Raw genomic sequence first — 19757 nt, 5'->3', positions numbered from 1 at the left:
ACGCTGACCGGGCCGGGTCCGCCGCGCAAGCACCCGGATGCCGTAGCGGAGGCCGACGGCCCGTGCCTGTCGGTGACCTCGGCGGGAGGGGGAGAACACCTCGGCGGAAGCGTCAGTCGGCGGGCAGCGTCGGCTGCACCTGCCGCAGGAACGTGGCGTTGTCCGGCGTCCGGCGCAGCCGCTCCAGCAGGGTCTCCAGGCCGGACAGCCCGTCCCGGGTCCCCAGGGCCCGCCGCAGCCCGCGCACGGCGTTCGCCTCGGCGGCGGAGAGCAGGAGCTCCTCGCGCCGGGTGCCCGAGCCGACCGGTTCGACGGCCGGGAAGACCCGGCGGGAGGCCGGCTCCCGGCTCAGCCGCAGTTCCATGTTGCCGGTGCTCTTGAGCTCCTCGAAGTAGAAGTCGTCGGCACGCGAGCCGGTCTCCACCAGCGCGGTGGCGAGGATGGTGAGGGAGCCGCCCTCCTCCGCCTTGCGGGCCGCGCCGAAGAATCGCTTGGGACCCAGCAGCGCCCCGGCGTCGACGCCGCCGCTGAGCGTGCGGCCACCGGAGGAGGCGGCGTTGTTGTGCGCCCTGCACAGCCGGGTGAGGGAGTCGAGGAGGATGACGACGTCCTCCCCGGCCTCGACGAGCCGCTTGGCCCGCTCGATCACCAGCTCGGCGAGCGCGATGTGCTGCTTGGCGCTCTGGTCGAAGGTCGAGGAGTACACCTCGCCGCGCACCGAGCGCCGCATGTCGGTGACCTCCTCGGGGCGTTCGTCGAGCAGCACCACCATCAGCCGGGACTCGGGGTGGTTGCCCGCCACCGCGGCGGCGATCTGCTGGAGGAGGACGGTCTTGCCGGTCTTCGGCGGAGCCACGATCAGGCCGCGCTGGCCCTTGCCGACCGGAGCGAGCAGATCGGTGACGCGTCCGGTGAGGCCGGCCGCCGGGTGTTCGAGCCGCAGCCGCTCGTGCGGGTGCAGCGGGGTCAGGTCGGCGAAGTGCCGCCGCGCGCCCCGCCGGTCGGGCGTACGGCCGTTGACGCGGACGACGTCGGTCAGGGCGTGCCGGTCGCCGCACACCCCCTCGACGAGGTCGCCCTTGCGCAGCCCGTGCCGGCGGATCAGCGCGGGGGAGAGGGCGGGGTCGGAGGGTTCGGGCTGGAGGTTCCTGCCCCGTAGGCGGCCCTTCCCGCCCGCTTCGATGTCGAGGACACCGCTCGCGATCTCGGTCGGGGACTGCTGCACAGGGGGGTGTTCGAGTGTGGTGGTCATGTTCGGTCCTTTCGAGGACACGGGCATGGGACATGCGGAGGGAAGGGGGGAAGCCGCGCGAGGGGTCGGACGACACGCCTCCGGACGGCGAGGAACAGCACCTCGGACACGGCGGGGATGAAGTCCCTGCTCACGAGGTTGTGCTGAGAAGCGGACACGCCGGTCGCACCAGGACGGGCGGGTCCGCGAACCGAGGGGAAACTGGCACCGGCGCCCCGATATCTGGAGGGGCGTACACAAGTGCTGACTGCACCCTACCACGGGACCGTGCGCCGTGGGCGGTGGTGGGGCGGGAGGGGTGACGTCCCACCCTCTCCAGCGTGGCCGGCGCGCAACCTGTTCCGTCTCGCGCTCTCCGTCTTCCGTTCCGCGATGTGCCCCTGCCGGGCTCAGCCGCCCGAACGTGCCCGAGGGGCCTTCGCTGCCTCCTGCGCGATCCGTTCGAACTGCGCGGCCATCGCGGCCTGAAGGGCCTGCGCCCCCGACAGCGGGCGCACCATCACCGTCAGTTCGTCGATCCGGCCGGACGCGTCCAGGTGCAGGAAGTCGCAGCCGCCGATCTCACGGTCGCCCACGCGCGCCGCGAAGACCAGTGCGTGGTCGCGGCCGTCCGCCTCGCCGATGACGCGTTCGTAGCGGAAGTCCTCGAAGACGCGCTCGACCGCGCGCAGGATCGCCGCCGTGATCGCCTTGCCGTGGTAGGGCTTGAAGACGACGGGGCTGGAGAACACCACGTCGTCGGCCAGCAGTGCTTCGACGGCGTCCATGTCGTGTGCCTCGACCGCCGCGCGGAATGCCCGCATCGCCACTCCTTCATACTGAACTATTTGAATAGGTGTGGAGTAGAGTAGTCGTGGTGGTCCGTGCTTGCTAGCGTGTCGACATGTCTCTCAAGTACGCCGTCCTGGCCGCCCTGCTGGAGGGCGAGGCCTCGGGCTACGAGCTGTCCAAGGTGTTCGACGTGTCGCTCGCCAACTTCTGGCCCGCCACGCCGCAGCAGCTCTACCGGGAGCTGGAGCGCCTCGCGGGCGACGGACTCATCGAGGCCCGGACCGTGCAGCAGGAACGCCGGCCCACCAAGCGGCTGTTCTCGCTCACCGGAGCGGGCCGGGAGCAGTTGGGCGCCTTCGCCGCCGAGCCGACCCGGCGACCCACCGCCGTCCGCGACGAGTTCCTGATCAAGATGCAGGCCCTGGACGGCGTCGACCCGGCGGCGGTGCGCGCGCTGGTCGAGGAGCGCAGGGCCTGGGCGCTGGGCAAGCTCGCCCGCTACGAGCGGGTGCGGGAACGCCTCCTGGACGGCCGCACCGAGGAGGAGCACCTCCGGGAGGCCGACCGTGTCGGGCCCTACCTGACCCTGGCGGCCGGGATCGCGTTCGAGCGGGAGAACGCCCGCTGGTGCGACCACGTGCTCACCGTGCTCGCCGAGCGCCGCGCTCCCGCGGGGCCCGCAGGACAGCCCTTAGGCTGACCGGATGTTCAGCCCCGAAGGCCCCACCCTGCGCGAACTCGCCGTCCAGGCGCTGTCGTCGGTCGAGCGCGGCTACGACCTGCTCGCCCCGAAGTTCGACCACACCCCGTACCGGACGCCGGACCGGGTGCTGGACGCCGTGGCCCGCGCGCTGGAGCCGCTGGGCCCCTTCACCACCGGACTCGACCTGTGCTGCGGCACCGGCGCGGGCCTGGACGTGCTGGCCCGGGTGTGCGAACGGGGCGTGACCGGGGTGGACTTCAGCGCCGGGATGCTGGAGGTCGCGCGCGGGCGCACCCTGCCGCCCGGCCCGGCGGTCTCCTGGGTGCGCGCGGACGCCCGCGCCCTGCCGTTCGGCCCCGCCTTCGACCTCGTGGTGAGCTTCGGGGCGTTCGGACACTTCCTGCCCCGCGAACTGCCGGGCCTGTTCGGCCAGGTGCGCTCCGTGCTGCGGCCGGACGGCTGCTTCGCCTTCCCGGTCGTCGCCCCGCCCCGGCCCGGCTCCCCGGGATACTGGACGCTGCTCGGCTTCGACGCCGCGATGCGGGTGCGCAACGCGCTGTGGCGGCCGCCGTTCGTCATGTACTACCGGACGTTCCGGCTCGGGGGCGTGGGCCGCGAACTGTCACGGGCCGGCTTCCGGACGGACCTGCACGCCCTGCCGGAGTTCGGACGCCGCCCCGACGGCAGCCCGCGGGTGCGGCTGGTCGTGGCCCGGCGGCTCCCGTAGGGCGCCGGGTCAGCCGGCCGCCGGCAGGGTGAACTCGTAGACCAGGGCGTCCTGCCGGGTGTCCACCAGGAGGTCGGTGATCTCCAGCGGCCGCGCGTACTGGTCGTGCACCCGCCGCACGACCCGGACCGACGCGATGTCGGGCTGGAGCGTGATGGTGTCCCGGTGGTGCAGCGTCAGGCCCGCCCGGCGCATCCAGTCGTAGGCCCGCCGCAGCTGCGCGCAGGCGGTCCCGTCGGCACGGTCGCGGTAGCGGGCCAGTTCCTCGACCTCGGCGAGCGCCACGGCGGAAAACGATGTCACGGCCGTGCGCCTGCCGTTGCCCCCGGCCGCCGCCGACGTGTAGCGGTGCATCAGGGTCGGCCGGCCCGGCACCAGTCCCAGCGCCGCGGAGTGCTCCGGCGGCGGCGCCCCCCAGACCACCGTGGCGCGGTCGCCGGCGCGGGGCTCCGCCGCCCGGGCGCCGACCGGGAAGACCAGGGGTGCCGGGCTCCCGGCCGGCGTCCCGGGCAGGGCGACATGGCTGCCCCGCCGGTCGGTGCTGAGCAGACCGTCCCTGCGCAGCACGTCCAACGCCTGCCGTACGGTCTCCCGGCTGACTCCGAAGTGCTCCGCCAGCCGGCGCTCGCCGGGCAGCCGCTCACCCGGTGGGACGGTCCCGTCGCGCAACTCGCCGAGCAGCTGGTCCGCCACCCGCCGGTACAGGGGCGGCCGGGTGGCGACGGGCGGCGGGCCGACGCGGGCCAGGTCGACGGGGGACGGGTCGTGCGGGGTGGTGCGGGCCATGCCGCGCCTCCTGTTGATGACGTACGGTAGCCGTGCGGGCTCGGTGCGCCACCAGGATTACCATTGGTCTAAACCAGCTGGGAAGACCGGTCCGCCGGTTCGGCCGAAACACCACCCACGTGCCTCAGGCCCGGCGGCTCAGCCAGCGCAGCTTGGCGGCCTCCTGGTACGGCCCGCCGCCCTCGTGATCGTTGAAGTCGTACACCTCGATCGTCTTGTCCTCGTGCGTCCAGGCGTTGAACGCGGCGAAAACGGTCGACGGCGGGCAGGTCTGGTCCTCCAGGGCTGCCGAGAACAGCGCCGGAGCCCGGCCCCGCGCGGCGAAGTGCGCACCGTCGAAGTAGGACAGCGTGCGCAGCGCGTCCTCGGTCCGGCCGCGGTGCGTCTTCAGGTACAGGCCGACCTCGCGGTAGGGGTGCCGGTCGGTGAGCGTGGTCGCGCGCGGGAAGTCGCACAGGAAGGGCACGTCCGGTGCGACGGCGACCAGGTCCGGCACGAGTCCGCCCACCGCGATCGTGATGCCGCCGCCCTGGCTCGCGCCCAGCGCGACCGTGCGGGACGGGTCGGTCAGCGGGTGGGAGCGGGCCGCCTCGACGGCGCGCACGGCGTCGGTGAAGACCCGGCGGTAGTAGTAGTTCTCCGGGGCGTCCAGGCCGCGGGTCATGAAGCCCGGGTACGCGGGCGTGCCGCCGACGGGGTCGGGGGTCCCGCCGCCGCCGCCCCAGGCGCTGCCCTGGCCGCGGGTGTCCATCACGAAGTGCGCCCGGCCGGTGGACGCCCACAGCAGGTGCTCGTGCGGCAGCCCGCGCCCGCCGCCGTACCCGACGAACTCCACCACCAGCGGCAACGGCTCGGCCGCCGCGGCCGGCAGGGTCAGCCAGCCCTTCACCGGGTGACCGCCGAACCCGGCGAACGTCACGTCGTACACCCGCACCGTGGACAGTCCCGTCTCGACCGGTTCGAAGCGGGCGTCCAGGTCGTGCTCGCGGGTCTCGGCGAGCGTCTTGCTCCAGAACGCGTCGAAGTCCTCGGGCTCGGCCGACGCGCTGCGGTAGGCGCGGAGTTCGTCGAGCGGAAGGTCGAACAGGGCCATCGATAACCGCCTTTGCGGGGAGACGCGTCAGACCGTACGGGTGATCACACGGTACGTGAGCGCCTCGGGGAAACGCCAGGTCGGGCCGTGCTCGACGTGCGCGGACAAGGGTGCCGTCAGGCCCGGCGGTGCGTCCACTGCGGCTCGGTGAGCGCCCAGTCGCGGTCCCACTCCGCCATGCGCCGGCGCAGCGCCACCGCGCGTACGGCGCGGTGCGCGAGCAGCACCGTGAGCGCCGTCCCGATGGTGGTGAACGAGCCGACGGTGGCGCTGTGCTGCCAGAGCTCGGCACCGTCCGACGGCGGGGGCACGCTCTGGCCGCGGGAGTCCAGCCACACCTCGACCCTGTCACCGTGCCGGGTGTCGGCCGGCACCCGGGCCGTGGTGCTCTTCTCCGTGCCGTCCGACGCCTTCCAGTGGACGGTCGCACGGTAGGACTGCTGCCCGCTCAGCTGACTCGTCGGCAGGGTGGCGGACTGCCGGTCCACGACCGTGGCACGGACGTGGTGCCGCTCGGCCCGCTGCTCCGCGACGATCGACCGCGCCTGCCCGTAGCCCCACCACGCGGTGGCGGCCCCCAGCAGCGGCGCGGCCACGAACAGCAGGAGGGCGACGATCACCGTGGTCCACGCCTCCACGACGTCCGACCGGCGCCGCAGCCGATTGCGCCGCCAGCGCCAGCCGCGTACCCGGGTTCGCATGTCGACCTCCCCGCGATCACCGCGACCGGAGGGGCGGACGGACGGCCGTCGAGCGCGGGGGCCGCCGCGCCTTCGTGTCGCGCCACGTGTGCGAGTGCCCGCACTGGACTGGTACCCAGTCCTGCGGGCCTCGCTCACGATCCGGGCGGGTTCAGCCGAAGCGTTCGATCCGGATCCGGTCCACCGGCTGTCCCGCCGCCACCAGCAGCCGCGACGCGTGCTCCGCGAACGCGTTGGATCCGCACACGTACGCCTCCCAGCCGCCGGCGGGCGGCTCTGCCAGGAGCGGCGCCAGGTGCGCGGAGGCCAGCCGGCCCACGGGCGTGCCGGCCGGCGCGGTGCGGGTGAACACGGGCGTCGTCTCCGCGCCGTACTCACGGGCGTAGATCAGTTCCTCGGGCCCGCGCGCGGACACCAGGAGCCGCAGCGGCACGGTGAGCCCCCGCGCCCGGTGGTGCCGCACCATCGACATCAGCGGGACGACGCCGGATCCCGCGCCGAGCAGCAGGGCGGGCCGGTCGCCCGGCCAGGCGAAGAAGCCGCTGAGCGGGCCGCGCACCTCGATCTCGTCGCCGGGCCGGGCCACCGTGTGGAACCAGCCGGACACCTCTCCGTCGGGCACCCGGTCGAGGGTCAGCTCGATGTGCCCGGACTCGTCCGGGGCGGACGCCAGGGAGTAGTGGCGCTGGGCCCGGTAGCCGTCCTCGGCGGTGAGCCGCAGCATCAGGTGCTGGCCGGGCAGGTGGCCCGCCCAGCCGGGCACGGCGAGGCGGAAGGTCGACGCGCGGGGCGTCTCGCGGCGGATCTCGGTGAGCGTGGCCGTCTGCCACGTCCCGGCCACCCGGCCGTTCACCTCGATCCGTCCGGGCACGGCGAACCGTGTCGGGGGAGTGAAGCCCCCTGCCGTGTGCGTGGCCGTCTCAGTCACCGGAGTACCGCTGCTCCTCCCAGGGATTGCCGCGCGCGTGGTAGCCGTTCCGCTCCCAGAAGCCCGGCTCGTCGTGGTCGAGGAGTTCGAGCCCCGCGATCCACTTCACGCTCTTCCAGAAGTACAGGTGCGGCACGATCAGCCGTGCCGGGCCGCCGTGCTCGGGGGCCAGCGGCTCTCCGCCGTACTCCCACACGATCCAGGCCCGTGTGCCGGTGAGGTCGGCGAGCGGCAGGTTCGCGGTGTAGCCGGTGTGCGCGTGGGCGACCGCATGCGTGGCCGACGGCAGGGGGCCCGCCGCGTCCAGGAAGGCGTCCAGGGACACGCCCCCGAACCGCACCCCGAACTTCGACCAGCCGGTGACGCAGTGGATGTCGCCCGCGTACCCCGACGACGGCAGCAGGCGGGCCTGCGCCAGGTCCCAGGTGCGGGGCTCGGCCACCAGACCGCCCACGCGGAAGGTCCAGTCGGCGGGCGCGATCTCGGGCGTGACCTCGGCGGACAGCACGGGCCAGTCGTCGCCCGCGTCGTACTGGCCGGGCGGCAGCCCCGGCCGGGCGGCGCGCGGGCGCCCGGTGAAGCCTCGGGTGGTGTTCATGCGGTGGTGCCTTTCGGGCCGCCGGGGCGGGCTGCCCGCGGCCGGCGTGATCAGTGCGTACCCGTCCACCGTACGTGCCCTTTGCGCCGCTCAGTCCCGCTCCCCGTCCGAGGCCGCGCCCGGCCACGCGTTGTACCGCTCCAGGTACGCGGCGAAGCGGAGCAGGTCCTCCTCGGGCCAGTCGGCGAGCCGCTCCCGGAAGGCGGTCCTGCGGCGTGCGGTGACCCGGTCCAGGGCGTCCCGTCCGGACTCCGTCAGGTGCAGGACCTGGACACGCTGGTCGTCCGGGTCGACGCGCCGCTCGATCAGCCCGGCGCGCTCCAGCGCGGACACCTGGCGGCTGACGGTGGACTTGTCCAGCGCGTAGTGCGCGGCCAGGTCCGTGGCCCGGCGGCCGTCCCGCTCCTCCAGATGGCCGAGCAGCGTGTACGAGACCAGCGACAGCTCCGGGTGCATGCGCCCCGCCGAGGCGCGGGCCCGGCGGGCGAAGACCGTCATCTCGCGCTGGATGGTCTCCACGGCCGCGTCCGCGGGGCGCCCGCCGGGGACGACGGTCCTCTCGTCCGGTGTCTCGGCAGCCGGCACGGTTCCTCCTCCGCATTGCTCGTTGTACAGTACAACTTTGCCTGAAAGGTTGCGCGAGTCAACTACTTGCGGAGGGCCGGCGGCGTCTGATCATTGGGGTAGTGTGACCGTCGGCCGCGGACCGCCCCGGCCGCCGGACGACTGGGAGGTGAGACCGATTACCGCTGTGTCGGCCCGGGTGCTCTCACCTCACGCCAGTGCGGTCACCGGAAACGAGTGACCGGGAGAGCGCCCTTCGGTTCCCGAAAGGCTCTCGGCTCCCATGCCTCCCACCTTCTCCGCCTCGCCCGCTCCCGCCTCCTCCTCTGCCCCCGTCTCCCTCTTCTCGGCGGCTCTCCCCTCGCCTGACGCCGTCGTGGCCGCGCTGCGCGCCGCCGGCTGCGTCTTCGCCGAGGACGAGGCCGCGCTCATCCTGACCGCCGCCCGCTCCGCCGCGGAACTCACCGCGCTGGTCGACCGCCGTGTCACCGGTCTGCCCCTCGAACTCGTCCTGGGCTGGGCCGAGTTCCGCGACCTGCGCATCGCGGTCGCCCCGGGTGTCTTCGTGCCCCGCCGCCGGACCGAGTTCCTGGTGGCGACGGCCCTGGCCCATGCGCCGCACGCGAACGTCGTCGTGGACCTGTGCTGCGGGTCCGGGGCCGTCGGTGCGGCCCTGGCGGCCGCCCTCGACCGTCCCGAGGTGCACGCCGCCGACGTCGATCCGGTCGCGGTGCGCTGCGCCCGCGGCAACCTCGCGGGCGCGGGCGGCCGGGTGTACGCCGGTGACCTGTTCGACGCGCTGCCCGACGCCCTGCGCGGCCGGGTGGACATCCTCGCGGCCAACGTGCCGTACGTGCCCACCGGCGAGGTCGCTCTGCTGCCCGCCGAGGCCCGCGAGCACGAACCGCTGGTCGCCCTCGACGGCGGGAGCGACGGCCTCGACGTGCTGCGCAGGGTCGCGGCCGAGGCACCCGGCTGGCTCGCCCCGGGCGGCTGCCTGCTGGTCGAGACGAGCCGGCGACAGGCGCCCGACGCCGTCGAGGCCTTCACCCGGGCCGGTCTGACGACCCGCCTCGCGGTCTGCGAGGAGCTGTACGCCCATGTGGTGATCGGCGTCGGGGACTGACCGCCACCGCTCGGTGCCGCTACCGCACCGGCGGCGTGGCCCGGGCGATCAGCAGGGCCACGTCGTCGGAGTTCTCCGGCTCGTGCAGGGTGCGCAGCAGCAGGTCGCAGACCTCCTCCAGCGGGCGGTCCGGGCCCTCCAGCAGGGCGAGGAGCGCGTCCAGCCGCTCGTCCAGCGGGTGCCTGCGCGTCTCGACCAGACCGTCGGTGTAGAAGACCAGCCGGTCGCCCGGCTCCAGGCCGACCTCGGTGGTGGAGAAGGCGACGCCGCCCACCCCGAGCGGCACACCGGTGGGCAGGTCGAGCAGCTCGGGCGGACGGCCGGCCCGCAGGCGGACCGGGGGCAGATGCCCGGCGTTGGCGATCAGGCACCGCCGCCGGTGCGGGTCGTGGACGGCGTACAGACAGGTGGCGATGGCCTGGTCCAGACCCGCCGTGGTCCGCTCCAGGTGGCCGAGCAGCTGCGCGGGGTCCAGTTCGAGGGCGGCCAGGGTGTTCGTCGCGGTGCGCAGCCGCCCCATGGAGGCCGCCGCCGCGATACCGCTGCCCATCACGTCGCCCACCACGAGCGCGGTCCTGCCGCCGGCGAGCTCGATCACGTCGAACCAGTCGCCGCCGACCTCGCTGGTGCCCCCGGCCGGCTGGTAGCGGGAGGCGACCTCGAGACCTCCGGTCACCGGCGGATGGCTCGGCAGCAGACTGCGCTGCAGGGTGAGCGCGGTGTCGCGGGCGTTCTGGTACCAGCGGGCGTTGTCGATCTGCAGCGCCGCCCGCGCCGCCAGCTCCCCGGCCAGCAGCAGGTCGTCCCCGTCGAACGGCAGGGGGTTGGTGATCCGCTTCAGGTCCAGGGCCGAGCACCTCGCCCCGTGCGATCAGCGGCACGGCCAGGTACGAGTGGACACCCGCCCGGCGCAGCAGCTCGGCCGCCTCCGGCGAGCGGGCGACGCGTGACAGGTCCTCCCGCGTCACCCGCGCCACCATCACCGGCCGGCCGGTGCGCACGCACTCGGTGACCAGGCGGTCCGGTCCGTACCGGGCGACCCGGCCGGGCGGGTCGGCCGCCTCCAGCGCGTCCCGGGCGTCGTCGCCGGCACGCACGGCCAGCGCCCTGATCACCGCCGGTTCGGCCGGGCCCAGCGTGCTGCGCCGGCCCTCGACCACGGCGTCCAGCAGGTCCACCGCGGCGACGTCGGCGAGGCCGGGCACGGCCACGTCGGCCAGCTCGTACGCGGTGCGGTCCAGCCGCAGCGTGGTGCCGATCCGGGCGGAGGCGTCCGCCACGGCGGCCAGCCGGCGCCGCGCGGCCTCCGCCTCGGCGCTCGTCCGGTACTGCTCGGTGACGTCCACCACCGAAACGGCCACGCCCAGCACGGCGTCCATGGCGTCCTCCAGCCGGTACAGCGAGACCGACCAGGTGTGGTCCTCGTCCGGGTCGGCGGGGGTGCGGCCGGTCGCGGGCCGGTCGACGACCGGCCGCCCGGTCTCCAGCACCTCGCGTGCCGCCGCCTCCAGCGGGCCGGCGTCCACCTCCGGCAGCAGCTCACGGATCGTCCGGCCGAGGTGCTCCTCGGCCGGGATGCCGTTGATCCGCTCCAGGGCCGGGTTGACCGAGACGTACCGCAACCCGGTGTCCAGGACGGCCAGACCGATCGGGGACTGCATGATCACCCGCGTGGACAGGGCGACGTCCCGCTCCAGCCTGCGGACCATCGACTGGTCGGCCGCGAGCCCGAGGGCGTAGACGTCCCCGCGGTCGTCCAGCAGGCGCATGTTGCGGAACTCCACCAGCCGGGTGCCGCCGTCCTTGTGCCGGACGGGGAAGGCGCCGGCCCAGCTCCGGCCGGTCTTCATCACGTCCTCGAACAGCCTCACCACCAGGTCGAGATGGCGTTCGTCGACCATGATGCGGGCGGCGTACCGCCCCAGCGCCTCCGGCGCGGAATAGCCGAACAGCTCCTCGGCCTGCGGGCTCCACAGGACGATCCGGCCCTCGGCGTCCAGCACGATCGAGGCCACGTTCAGCAGGTCGAGCAGCCCGCTGGGGCGCACCGGGCCGCGCGGCGACGGCTCGCCCTCGAACCCGGCAGACCCCGCTGCACTCATCCCACGCCCCGCCTTCGCCGTCCGACGCGGCACGCCCTTCGATGCCGACCTCCTTGTTCTACCGCGTTCCACCGCGCACAGGGCCGGTTCGCCGGGGCTCCGCCGTCTCCTCCCAGCATCTCCCTGCGGGCCGGGGAACGCCGCACGAAGCGCGTCCGGAGTTGGTCTGTACATGACTCTGTGGACGGTCCAGACTGTGCGCCGAGTGCCTCACGCCCGCCCGTGCCGCCCGGCCACCCCCACCGAGGAGCCCCCATGCCCCTGCGTGCCCGGCAACGTTGTCACGCCTTCCTGACCGGCCTCGCCGTCCTCACCCTCTCCCTCTGCCTCGCGGGTCCGGCGGCAGCGGACGCCCCCGCGGCCGGAGCCCTCGCCGCCGACGTCTGGACCGAGGCCGGCTCCGACCGGGCCGACCCGCTGACCGAGAGCCAGGGTCTGGCGTCGGTGGAGGTGCCCGCGGGCAGCCCCAACCGCTACACCGGGATCGGCACCATTCCGCTCGGCCTCAGCACCCGCGGCTGGAACCACGTCGGCGACCCGGACGCCTCCTACGACGGCCACTACGTCGAGCCGTACCAGCGCGACGACGGGAACACGAAGATGTTCCGCGTTCAGGCACCGGACGGGAGCTGGTCGGAGTACGTGCACACGCTGAGCGCCGGGGAGGCGCTGAACAACTCCTGGTCCGCCGTCTCGCCCGACGGGCAGTGGATGCTGGCGGGGGAGTGGGGCACCATGAACCGCCTGCTGGTCTTCCCGACCCCCGGCGTCAACCCCGCCACCTCGCCCTCGGCGAACCTCCCGCAGGCGGCCACCGTCCACCTGGACCATGCCGTGCGCGATGTCCAGGGCTGCGACTTCCTGGACGCGACCACGCTGCTGTGCTCCTCCGACGACCCGGAGGGCGCGCTCTTCGGCCTCACCAAGCCGCTGCTGAGGATCGACCTGTCGGCCGCACCCAACGGCACCGCGGACGTCACCGGGCACGTCACCGCGCTGCGGCAGCTGCCCTTGCGCAGTGCCTGCTCCGGGAGCTTCGAGGCGGAGGGCGTCGACTACGACCGGCGTACCGGCACCCTGCGCGTGATCGTCGTGTCGCCCGGCTTCTGCGTGCTCACCGACAGCAAGACGTACAAGTTCACCCGGGGCTGACCCGGCCCCTTCGCGCCGGGCGGCAGGTGGTGCTTTTCTGGTGGTATCGGCCATGACCACGAGAGGGAGCGATCACGATGGACGGTGAGCGACTGCATCCGGAGTCCGTCTCGGTGGAGCTGAGCGGATGCAGCAAGGAGGACGCCCGGACCGTGTTCGACACCCTGTGCGCGTGCTTCACCTCCGACCGGCACGCGGGCGACGTGACCCGGGAGTACGACGAGGTGCGCCCCACCGTGTGGCTGGGCACCTTCGACGTGGCCGACGCCCTGCGGGGCGAGTGCGGTCCCGCCCGGCTCGGGGCCTCCGTGGAGGCCGACGCGCAGGGCGGCTACTGGGCGATCGAGAGGCTCCGGACGACCCTGGACTCCCTGTTCACCGTGCACGACCTGAGCCAGGCCTCCGGGGATCAGGAGCGGGAACTGCACGTCGTGCTCGAAAGTCGCTGAGCGGCGTCCCGCCGGGTGCGGTGAGGTGTGCGCCACCCCATTGTGCAACTAGTTGCACAATGGGGTGGCCGTCCTCTACAACAGAGGCACGTCACCGCGCACGGAGGGCCCGATGAGCCGTTACCCGCACCTGCTGAGCCCGCTCGACCTGGGCTTCACCACGCTCCCCAACCGGGTCCTGATGGGCTCCATGCACGTCGGCCTGGAGGAGGCCGAGCGCGGGTTCGAGCGCATGGCCGCCTTCTACGCCGCCCGGGCCCGCGGCGGAGTGGGCCTGATCGTCACCGGCGGCATCGCCCCCAACGACGAGGGCCGCCCGTACGAGGGGGGCGCCAAGCTCACCACCGAGGCGGAAGCGGAACAGCACCGGGTCGTCACCGACGCCGTGCACCGCGAGGGCGGCCGGATCGCCCTGCAGATCCTGCACTTCGGCCGCTACGCCTACCACGCCGACCTGGTCGCCCCGAGCGCGCTCCAGGCCCCGATCAGCCCGCACGTGCCGCGTGAGCTGACCGACGCCGAGGTCGAGCGCACGATCGACGACTACGTGCGCACCGCCCGCCTCGCCCGCGAGGCCGGGTACGACGGCGTCGAGATCATGGGCTCCGAGGGCTACCTCGTCAACGAGTTCATCGCCGCGCGGACCAACCAGCGCACCGACCGCTGGGGCGGCTCCTACGAGAACCGCACGCGATTCCCCGTCGAGATCGTCCGCCGGGTGCGCGAGGCGGTCGGCGAGGACTTCATCCTCGTCTACCGCCTCTCGATGCTCGACCTCGTCCCCGGCGGCTCCACCCTCGACGAGGTGATCACCCTCGCCAAGGCCGTCGAGACCGCCGGCGCCACCCTCATCAACACCGGCATCGGCTGGCACGAGGCCCGCATCCCCACCATCGCCACCTCCGTGCCCCGCGGCGCCTACACCTGGGTGACCAAGCGGCTGATGGGCCAGGTGTCGGTCCCGCTCGTCACCACCAACCGCATCAACACCCCCGAGGTCGCCGAGGCACTGCTCGCCGAGGGCACGGCCGACATGGTCTCGATGGCCCGTCCGATGCTCGCCGACCCCGACTTCGTCGCCAAGGCCGCGGCCGGCCGCCCCGAGGCCATCAACACCTGCATCGGCTGCAACCAGGCCTGCCTGGACCACACGTTCAGCGGCCGGATCACCTCCTGCCTGGTCAACCCGCGCGCCTGCCACGAGACCGAGCTGGTCCTGTCCCCGACCCGGCGGCGCAAGCGCGTCGCCGTCGTCGGCGCCGGACCGGCCGGGCTGGCCTGCGCGGTGAGCGCCGCCGAACGCGGCCACGAGGTCACCCTGTTCGACGCCGCGAGCGAGATCGGCGGCCAGCTGAACGTCGCCCGCAAGGTCCCCGGCAAGCAGGAGTTCGACGAGACGCTGCGCTACTTCCGCACCCAGCTCGCGGCACACGGTGTCGACGTACGCCTGGACACCCGCGTCGGTGCCGACGACCTCACCGGCCACGACGAGGTCGTCGTCGCCACCGGTGTCACCCCGCGCACGCCGGACATCCCCGGCATCGGCCACCCGTCCGTCGTCGGCTACCTCGACGTCCTGCGCGACGGCGCCCCCGTCGGCGAGCGGGTCGCGATCCTCGGCGCGGGCGGCATCGGCTTCGACGTCGCCGAGTACCTCACCGACGGCGGGGACAAGGCGCACGAGGACCCCGGGACGTACTTCCGTCTCTGGGGCGTCGACACCGACTACCGCGCGCCCGGCGGCCTCGCCGCGCCCGAACGCCCCGCGCCGCCGCGCACCGTCCATCTGCTCCAGCGCAAGACGTCCAAGGTCGGCGCCGGACTGGGCAAGACCACGGGCTGGATCCACCGCACCGAGCTGAAGCACCGCGGCGTCACCATGGTCCCGGGGGTCCGCTACGACCGGATCGACGACGCCGGGCTGCACATCACCGTCGGCGGCGAGTCCACCGTGCTGGAGGTCGACACGGTCGTCCTGTGCACCGGCCAGGAGCCGAGCCGGGGCCTGTACGACGACCTGGTCGCCGCCGGACACCGCGCGCACCTCATCGGCGGCGCCGACGTGGCCGCCGAACTGGACGCCAAGCGCGCCGTCAAGCAGGGCACCGAGCTGGCGGCGGCCCTCTAGAGGGCGGGCGCGGACGGAGGGCGGGCGCGGCGCGGGCCGTCCCTAGGATGAGCCCATGTCACTCCCGCACGCGATCCTCACCGCCCTGGTCGAAAAGCCGTCGTCGGGGCTGGAGCTGACCCGCCGGTTCGACAGGTCGATCGGCTACTTCTGGTCGGCGACGCACCAGCAGATCTACCGCGAGCTGGGAAAACTGGAAGCCGAGGGCCTGATCCGCGCGCTGCCCGACCAGCAGCCGGCCCGCGGGCAGAAGAAGTCCTACGAGGTCCTGCCCGCGGGCCGCGCCGAACTGTCCCGCTGGACCGCGACCCCGCAGGACCCCAAGCCCCTGCGGGACACGATGCTGCTGCGGCTGCGCGCCGCCGCCGTGGTCGGCACCGCCGGCGTGGAGGCTGACCTGCGACGCCATCTGGAGCTGCACGAGAGGCAGTTGGCCGAGTACGAGGAGATCGAGCGGCGCGACTTCCCGCCTGGCCGGGACAGCACCGAGGACCGGTTGCGGCACCTGGTGCTGCGGGCCGGCATCGACCTGGAGACGTTCTGGACCCAGTGGCTCCGGCACGCGCTGGCCCAGTTCGCCGAGCTGCCCGGCGACGGACCGGCCTGACCGGTCCGGCCGCCCCGCTCAGAACCGGTAGGGCTTCGAGCGGCGCCGCAGGAACCAGGCCGCGGCGATGACGCCGGTCCCCACCAGCGCGCCGCCCGCCACCAGGGTGGCCGTGCCGTAGTCCTGGACGGCTCCGCCCAGCCCGCCCATGACGCCGCCCGGCGACGCGGACGGGGCGGGGGTGGCGGAGCGGCTGGGCGAGGGGGAGGGGGAGGGGGCCGAGGAGACGATGACCGTCTGGGTGCCGGCGGTGCTGTTGTTCGAGCACATGACGATCACCGTGTACGTGCCCGGCGAGATTCCCGACCAGGCCGCGGACTGGCCCGAACCGCTGCCGGACAGCGCCACCTGACGTCCCTGGGCGAAGTCCCGCTGACTGCTGGTGAGCAGCGAGGCGGTGCCCCAGCTGCCGTTGAGCTGGGCACAGGCCGTGGTCGTGACCGACACGGTGGTACCGGTGGTGCTCACGGAGATCCCCGGTCCCGCCGCGGCCGTAGTGGCGGCCAGGGCGACGGGCAGCACGGCGGCGGCCGCCACGGTGGCACCGGAGCGGAGAAGTGGCGATGAGATGCGCATGTGGACTGCCCTCCGGCGGCACGGTCGGCGGTACATCCTTGCGCCGCCGGGATCGGGTACGCCCGTGCCCCCTCCGGCAGCCAACAGGGCACCGGCCGGGCCCGCATGCGGAGCGCGACCGCCCAGGTGACGCTCTCCCCGAGCCGGACGTACGTCAGCCGCCCGCGCCCAACGTCACCTTCCGCTCCGCCGAGAAGCCGCCCCACGTACCGTCGGCCAGCCTCGCCCGGACCCGCACCCGGTGCGTCACCCCGGCCTCGCGTCCGGCGTAGAAGCTGTACTCGGCGCGGTCGCGCGGCGCGTCCGCGCCGTAGACCAGCGACGTCGCCGCACGGCCGTCCAGATGGATCTGGTACTCGGTCACCGGGCTCTCGGCGCGCGGCGGGACCCAGGAGAGGTCCAGGTAGTAGGCCCCGTCGGCCCGGTGGGAGGCCGCGCGCAGCTCCGTGGGCGCGGTGGCGCGTCCGTCGTCGGTGCCCGGGGTGGTGAGCCGGACGGCGTCGCCCGCCGCGGAGACGTTGTCGGCGGCGTCCCGCGCCCGCACGGTGAACGAGTAGCGGGTGCCCGCCCGCAGCCCCGTGACCACGGCGGCCGTCTGGTTGCCACCGACGCTGTGGACCTTCGTGTCGCCCTGGTAGACGTCGTACGACACCACACCGCGGTCGTCCTTCGCGGCCGACCAGGTGAGCTGGACCGCCCTGCTGCCCGCCGCCCGGCCGTGGACGTCCCCCGGGCGGGTCGGAGCGGAGCCGTCGGCCACCGCGGCGGGAGTGGTCGCCCGCACCTCGCGGCTGAGCGGCCCGAGCCGCCCGTCGGCGTCCCGCGCCCGCACGGTGAAGACGTACGCCGTGGAGGGGCGCAGCCGGGTGACGTCCACCATCCGCTCGGTCGCCGGCACCTCCTTCACCAGCGTGCCGCCGCGGTACACCTCGTAGGTCCGCACGTCGTCGACCGCGTTCCACATCACGTGCACGGTGGTCGCGCTGCCGGCCTCGGCGGTGACGCCCGTGGGCACCGAGGGCAGCCCGCCGCCGTCACCGTCACCGTCATCGGCCGCGCCCCAGCCGCAGGACGTGAGCAGGAGGAGCGCCCCGCAGAGCAGGGCGCACCGGCGCGGGAGAGCGGGAACGGAAACCTCGCGCACGGCTCTGCCTCCCCGGTGGCGCCGGTGGCGACGCCGACGACTGTAAAGGTCCGGACCAATATGACGCCCGTGATGCGACCACATCAAGAGGGCCGTGGGTGAAGCGCACCCGGAAGGGTTACGTATGCTGGGGTACCTCACGGACGAACTCCCGGGAAGAACGGGGAAGTTCGGGCCGTTGGCGCGTGGACCGCTGTCGTCGCCATCCCGCGCCGGCACGGGCGGCCGGGCGGGCCGGAGCCGGACAGGCCCGGCCCGCCCGCCCCCGGTCGCGCCACCCCTGGGGACGCCGAGTGCACCTCGGGCGTGCACCGTCTGGCCCTGCGAAAGGTGGTCGCGTGAGCGATTCGGGGACACATGGGGCCGAGTGCCCGTCCCTGTCCCCGAGGAGAGGCCCACATCGTGCGTGTCCAGTCGCTGACACTGGTCGCGGCCAGCGCCGCCCTGATCGCCCCCACGACGTTCCCCGCCACTGCGCCCCCACCGCGCACCGATCCGCCGGCGCGGGTCCTGCTGCCCGGCGCTGTGGACCGGACCGGGGCCGTGCGCGCGGACCGGTCCGGAGTCCGGGTGGGCCCCGTCCCGCACGTCCCGGCCGGGCCATGGGCACCCCCCTCGCCGGACGGGCCGGCCCCCGGGTCCGAGGACCGTCCGCGGCAGGCCGGGAGCGAGGAGCCCGTCCGCGCCGCCGACCTGCTGGACAGGGTGCGGGAGTGCGAACCGGTCTCCTCCGGGCGCTACCGCAGCGACGCCGGAGCACCGGCGGACATCCCGGTGTGCGGCACACGCGAGGCCGTGTACTGGAAGGCCGACCTGGACGTCGACTGCGACGGGCGGCCCGGCGACCGCTGCAATGCCGGCACCGACCCGCACTTCAGCCCCGCCACCGCCTTCACGGAGTCCGACGGCCGCCCACTGGACGCCGAACGCCTGCCCTACGTCGTCGTGCCCGGCCCCAGCGACACCTGGGACCACCGCGAGGACGGCGTACGCGGCGGATCGCTCGCGGCCCTGGTCCACGGGGACCGGGTGCGGTACGCGGTCGTCGGCGACGTCGGCCCCGGCGAGCTGATCGGCGAGGCCTCCTACGCCGCCGCGCGTTCCCTCGGCATCCCGGCGGATCCCGAGGGCGGCGGCGTGGCCTCCGACGTCACGTACATCGTCTTCAAGGGCAGCGAGGTCGAGCCCATCGAGGACACGGCCGCGGCCGAGAAGGCGGGGGAGCGGCTGGCGCGGCGGTTCGTGGACGGGGACTGAGCGGACGGGGCGTGGGCCTTGCTTCCAGACCTCCTGATCGGACCTCCCGGTCAGACCTTCCGGTAGGAGTACGCCTCCGCGGCCGCCGCCTCCACGGCCGCGAGGTCGGCGCCCGTCGACGCCGTGACGACCGCCGCCACCGCGCCCTCGACGAAGGGCGCGTCCACCAGACGGGTGTTCTCCGGGAGTTCGTCACCCTCGGCGAGCAGCGCCTTCACGGTGAGCACGGCACTGCCCAGGTCGGTGAGGACGGCGACGCCCGCGCCCCGGTCCACGGACGCGGCGGCGGCAGCGACCAGTTCCGAACTGGTCCCGAACTCCCCGGACGCGGTACCGCCGGCCGGGGCGACGGCCACCGCGCCGGCACCGCCCGACAGGGCCTTGGCCAGCTCCGCCACCGACGCGGCGACCTCGGCGCTGTGCGACACCAGCACGATGCCCACCCGCTTGTCGTCACTCACCGGCCGTCTCCTTCAGTGCCTCGAACAGCAGTGCGGTCGAGGTGGCCCCCGGGTCCTGGTGTCCGATGCTGCGCTCGCCCAGATAGCTCGCCCTGCCCTTGCGTGCCTGCATGGGCGTGGTCGCCTCGGCTCCCTCCAGGGCCGCCGTGCCGGCCGCCGCGAAGGAGTCGCCCAGGGCGTCCACGGCGGGCACCAGGGCGTCCACCATCGTCTTGTCCCCCGGGGCGGCACCGCCGAGCGTCCGGACGGCGTCCACGCCCGCCCGCAGCGCCTCGGCCAGCTGCTCCGCGCTCACCTCGGGGGAGTCCCCGAGTGCCTTGCCGGTACGGCGCAGCAGCGTCCCGTACAGGGGCCCCGAGGCGCCGCCGACCGTGGAGATGAGCCGGCGTCCGGCGAGGATCAGGACGGCGCCGGGGGTGTCCGGTGCCTCCTTCTCCAGCGTGTCGGCCACGGCCGTGAACCCGCGCTGGAGATTGCTGCCGTGGTCGGCGTCGCCGATGGGTGAGTCGAGGGCGGTGAGCCGTTCCGCGTCGCGGTCGACCAGCGCGGTGGCCGCCGTCATCCAACGGCGGAAGAAGTCGGCGTCGAGCACAGGTTCTCCTTGCCTGGTAGGTACGTCGGGATTCTTCCCC

General features: G+C 74.0%; 20 protein-coding genes and 1 pseudogene. 8 read left to right on the top strand and 13 right to left on the bottom strand.

Annotated features, from left to right (window positions below; genetic code table 11):
• Nucleotides 1–112: 112 nt before the first annotated feature.
• Both rho and ACZ6IM_RS05895 read right to left on the bottom strand, forming a co-directional pair.
• Nucleotides 113–1252, bottom strand: coding sequence for a transcription termination factor Rho (gene rho, locus ACZ6IM_RS05900; RefSeq protein WP_052837210.1), 1140 nt, complete (start codon nucleotides 1250–1252; stop codon nucleotides 113–115).
• Nucleotides 1253–1641: 389 nt separating this feature from the next.
• Nucleotides 1642–2055 carry a nuclear transport factor 2 family protein gene (locus tag ACZ6IM_RS05895; protein WP_052837211.1) on the bottom strand — a complete coding sequence of 138 codons (414 nt, stop codon included), beginning with the start codon at nucleotides 2053–2055 and terminating at the stop codon, nucleotides 1642–1644.
• An 80-nt stretch (nucleotides 2056–2135) separates the two neighbouring features.
• Here ACZ6IM_RS05895 and ACZ6IM_RS05890 point away from each other — a divergent pair, with 80 nt between their 5' ends.
• Both ACZ6IM_RS05890 and ACZ6IM_RS05885 read left to right on the top strand, forming a co-directional pair.
• Entirely contained in the window at nucleotides 2136–2723 is a 588-nt protein-coding gene (locus ACZ6IM_RS05890; RefSeq protein WP_052837212.1) for a PadR family transcriptional regulator, read from the top strand.
• A gap of 4 nt (nucleotides 2724–2727) precedes the next feature.
• On the top strand, nucleotides 2728–3453 hold the full coding sequence (locus tag ACZ6IM_RS05885) for a class I SAM-dependent methyltransferase (protein WP_052837213.1): 726 nt from the start codon (nucleotides 2728–2730) through the stop codon (nucleotides 3451–3453).
• A 9-nt stretch (nucleotides 3454–3462) separates the two neighbouring features.
• Here the strand turns inward: ACZ6IM_RS05885 and ACZ6IM_RS05880 are convergent, their stop codons facing one another.
• From ACZ6IM_RS05880 to ACZ6IM_RS05855, 6 genes are all read right to left on the bottom strand, one after another.
• The gene (locus ACZ6IM_RS05880) at nucleotides 3463–4239 is read right to left on the bottom strand and encodes a GntR family transcriptional regulator (protein ID WP_469554484.1); all 777 of its coding nucleotides are present in this window, start codon (nucleotides 4237–4239) and stop codon (nucleotides 3463–3465) included.
• 124 nt (nucleotides 4240–4363) lie between these two features.
• Nucleotides 4364–5332, bottom strand: coding sequence for an acetylxylan esterase (locus ACZ6IM_RS05875; protein WP_469554482.1), 969 nt, complete (start codon nucleotides 5330–5332; stop codon nucleotides 4364–4366).
• A gap of 116 nt (nucleotides 5333–5448) precedes the next feature.
• Nucleotides 5449–6033 (bottom strand): Rv1733c family protein, encoded by a 585-nt coding sequence (locus ACZ6IM_RS05870; protein WP_469554481.1) that lies wholly within the window; start codon nucleotides 6031–6033, stop codon nucleotides 5449–5451.
• A gap of 151 nt (nucleotides 6034–6184) precedes the next feature.
• Nucleotides 6185–6961, bottom strand: coding sequence for a ferredoxin reductase (locus ACZ6IM_RS05865; RefSeq protein WP_469554479.1), 777 nt, complete (start codon nucleotides 6959–6961; stop codon nucleotides 6185–6187).
• The gene (locus ACZ6IM_RS05860) at nucleotides 6954–7559 is read right to left on the bottom strand and encodes a sulfite oxidase-like oxidoreductase (protein ID WP_469554477.1); all 606 of its coding nucleotides are present in this window, start codon (nucleotides 7557–7559) and stop codon (nucleotides 6954–6956) included. The genes ACZ6IM_RS05865 and ACZ6IM_RS05860 overlap by 8 nt, the downstream gene beginning before the upstream one ends.
• Before the next feature lie 90 nt (nucleotides 7560–7649).
• Entirely contained in the window at nucleotides 7650–8057 is a 408-nt protein-coding gene (locus tag ACZ6IM_RS05855; protein WP_469555234.1) for a MarR family winged helix-turn-helix transcriptional regulator, read from the bottom strand.
• A 349-nt stretch (nucleotides 8058–8406) separates the two neighbouring features.
• Here ACZ6IM_RS05855 and ACZ6IM_RS05850 point away from each other — a divergent pair, with 349 nt between their 5' ends.
• Nucleotides 8407–9249 (top strand): putative protein N(5)-glutamine methyltransferase, encoded by an 843-nt coding sequence (locus ACZ6IM_RS05850; RefSeq protein WP_469554475.1) that lies wholly within the window; start codon nucleotides 8407–8409, stop codon nucleotides 9247–9249.
• A 19-nt stretch (nucleotides 9250–9268) separates the two neighbouring features.
• On the opposite strand, the pseudogene ACZ6IM_RS05845 reads toward ACZ6IM_RS05850, so the two are convergent.
• Nucleotides 9269–11351 (bottom strand): annotated as a pseudogene (locus ACZ6IM_RS05845) (SpoIIE family protein phosphatase).
• 255 nt (nucleotides 11352–11606) lie between these two features.
• Between ACZ6IM_RS05845 and ACZ6IM_RS05840 the strand changes: the two are divergent.
• The 4 genes from ACZ6IM_RS05840 (at nucleotide 11607) to ACZ6IM_RS05825 (ending at nucleotide 15687) form a co-directional block, all read left to right on the top strand.
• Nucleotides 11607–12503 (top strand): hypothetical protein, encoded by an 897-nt coding sequence (locus tag ACZ6IM_RS05840; protein ID WP_469554473.1) that lies wholly within the window; start codon nucleotides 11607–11609, stop codon nucleotides 12501–12503.
• A gap of 77 nt (nucleotides 12504–12580) precedes the next feature.
• Nucleotides 12581–12952: a hypothetical protein gene (locus tag ACZ6IM_RS05835; RefSeq protein WP_469554472.1), complete on the top strand. Its 372-nt coding sequence runs from the start codon at nucleotides 12581–12583 to the stop codon at nucleotides 12950–12952.
• 112 nt (nucleotides 12953–13064) lie between these two features.
• A complete protein-coding gene (locus ACZ6IM_RS05830; RefSeq protein ID WP_469554470.1) occupies nucleotides 13065–15080 on the top strand; it encodes an FAD-dependent oxidoreductase in 2016 nt (671 codons plus the stop codon).
• A gap of 55 nt (nucleotides 15081–15135) precedes the next feature.
• Nucleotides 15136–15687 carry a PadR family transcriptional regulator gene (locus ACZ6IM_RS05825; RefSeq protein WP_052837222.1) on the top strand — a complete coding sequence of 184 codons (552 nt, stop codon included), beginning with the start codon at nucleotides 15136–15138 and terminating at the stop codon, nucleotides 15685–15687.
• 18 nt (nucleotides 15688–15705) lie between these two features.
• Here the strand turns inward: ACZ6IM_RS05825 and ACZ6IM_RS05820 are convergent, their stop codons facing one another.
• Together ACZ6IM_RS05820 and ACZ6IM_RS05815 are read right to left on the bottom strand one after the other, a co-directional pair.
• Nucleotides 15706–16263 (bottom strand): hypothetical protein, encoded by a 558-nt coding sequence (locus ACZ6IM_RS05820; protein WP_052837223.1) that lies wholly within the window; start codon nucleotides 16261–16263, stop codon nucleotides 15706–15708.
• A gap of 154 nt (nucleotides 16264–16417) precedes the next feature.
• Nucleotides 16418–17407, bottom strand: a complete 990-nt coding sequence (locus ACZ6IM_RS05815) for a fibronectin type III domain-containing protein (protein WP_052837224.1) — start codon at nucleotides 17405–17407, stop codon at nucleotides 16418–16420.
• Between the two features lie 402 nt (nucleotides 17408–17809).
• Between ACZ6IM_RS05815 and ACZ6IM_RS05810 the strand changes: the two genes are divergently transcribed.
• Nucleotides 17810–18664 carry a glycoside hydrolase family 75 protein gene (locus ACZ6IM_RS05810; protein WP_052837225.1) on the top strand — a complete coding sequence of 285 codons (855 nt, stop codon included), beginning with the start codon at nucleotides 17810–17812 and terminating at the stop codon, nucleotides 18662–18664.
• A gap of 50 nt (nucleotides 18665–18714) precedes the next feature.
• On the opposite strand, the gene ACZ6IM_RS05805 is transcribed toward ACZ6IM_RS05810, so the two are convergent.
• The gene (locus ACZ6IM_RS05805; protein ID WP_052837226.1) at nucleotides 18715–19125 is read right to left on the bottom strand and encodes a PTS-dependent dihydroxyacetone kinase phosphotransferase subunit DhaM; all 411 of its coding nucleotides are present in this window, start codon (nucleotides 19123–19125) and stop codon (nucleotides 18715–18717) included.
• Nucleotides 19118–19717 carry a dihydroxyacetone kinase subunit DhaL gene (gene dhaL, locus ACZ6IM_RS05800; RefSeq protein ID WP_052837227.1) on the bottom strand — a complete coding sequence of 200 codons (600 nt, stop codon included), beginning with the start codon at nucleotides 19715–19717 and terminating at the stop codon, nucleotides 19118–19120. Before dhaL ends, ACZ6IM_RS05805 begins: the two co-directional genes overlap by 8 nt.
• Between the last annotated feature and the right edge of the window lie 40 nt (nucleotides 19718–19757).

Source organism: Streptomyces sp. NPDC042336 (assembly GCF_055581985.1).
The sequence above is the reverse complement of the archived record's forward strand: the minus strand, read 5'-3'. Positions and strand labels throughout refer to the sequence as shown.

Coding starts and splice junctions, on each gene's coding strand:
- rho (WP_052837210.1), bottom strand. CDS start 1,252: ATGACCACCACACTCGAACACCCCCCTGTGCAGCAGTCCCCGACCGAG.
- ACZ6IM_RS05895 (WP_052837211.1), bottom strand. CDS start 2,055: ATGCGGGCATTCCGCGCGGCGGTCGAGGCACACGACATGGACGCCGTC.
- ACZ6IM_RS05890 (WP_052837212.1), top strand. CDS start 2,136: ATGTCTCTCAAGTACGCCGTCCTGGCCGCCCTGCTGGAGGGCGAGGCC.
- ACZ6IM_RS05885 (WP_052837213.1), top strand. CDS start 2,728: ATGTTCAGCCCCGAAGGCCCCACCCTGCGCGAACTCGCCGTCCAGGCG.
- ACZ6IM_RS05880 (WP_469554484.1), bottom strand. CDS start 4,239: ATGGCCCGCACCACCCCGCACGACCCGTCCCCCGTCGACCTGGCCCGC.
- ACZ6IM_RS05875 (WP_469554482.1), bottom strand. CDS start 5,332: ATGGCCCTGTTCGACCTTCCGCTCGACGAACTCCGCGCCTACCGCAGC.
- ACZ6IM_RS05870 (WP_469554481.1), bottom strand. CDS start 6,033: ATGCGAACCCGGGTACGCGGCTGGCGCTGGCGGCGCAATCGGCTGCGG.
- ACZ6IM_RS05860 (WP_469554477.1), bottom strand. CDS start 7,559: ATGAACACCACCCGAGGCTTCACCGGGCGCCCGCGCGCCGCCCGGCCG.
- ACZ6IM_RS05855 (WP_469555234.1), bottom strand. CDS start 8,057: ATGACGGTCTTCGCCCGCCGGGCCCGCGCCTCGGCGGGGCGCATGCAC.
- ACZ6IM_RS05850 (WP_469554475.1), top strand. CDS start 8,407: ATGCCTCCCACCTTCTCCGCCTCGCCCGCTCCCGCCTCCTCCTCTGCC.
- ACZ6IM_RS05840 (WP_469554473.1), top strand. CDS start 11,607: ATGCCCCTGCGTGCCCGGCAACGTTGTCACGCCTTCCTGACCGGCCTC.
- ACZ6IM_RS05835 (WP_469554472.1), top strand. CDS start 12,581: ATGGACGGTGAGCGACTGCATCCGGAGTCCGTCTCGGTGGAGCTGAGC.
- ACZ6IM_RS05830 (WP_469554470.1), top strand. CDS start 13,065: ATGAGCCGTTACCCGCACCTGCTGAGCCCGCTCGACCTGGGCTTCACC.
- ACZ6IM_RS05825 (WP_052837222.1), top strand. CDS start 15,136: ATGTCACTCCCGCACGCGATCCTCACCGCCCTGGTCGAAAAGCCGTCG.
- ACZ6IM_RS05820 (WP_052837223.1), bottom strand. CDS start 16,263: ATGCGCATCTCATCGCCACTTCTCCGCTCCGGTGCCACCGTGGCGGCC.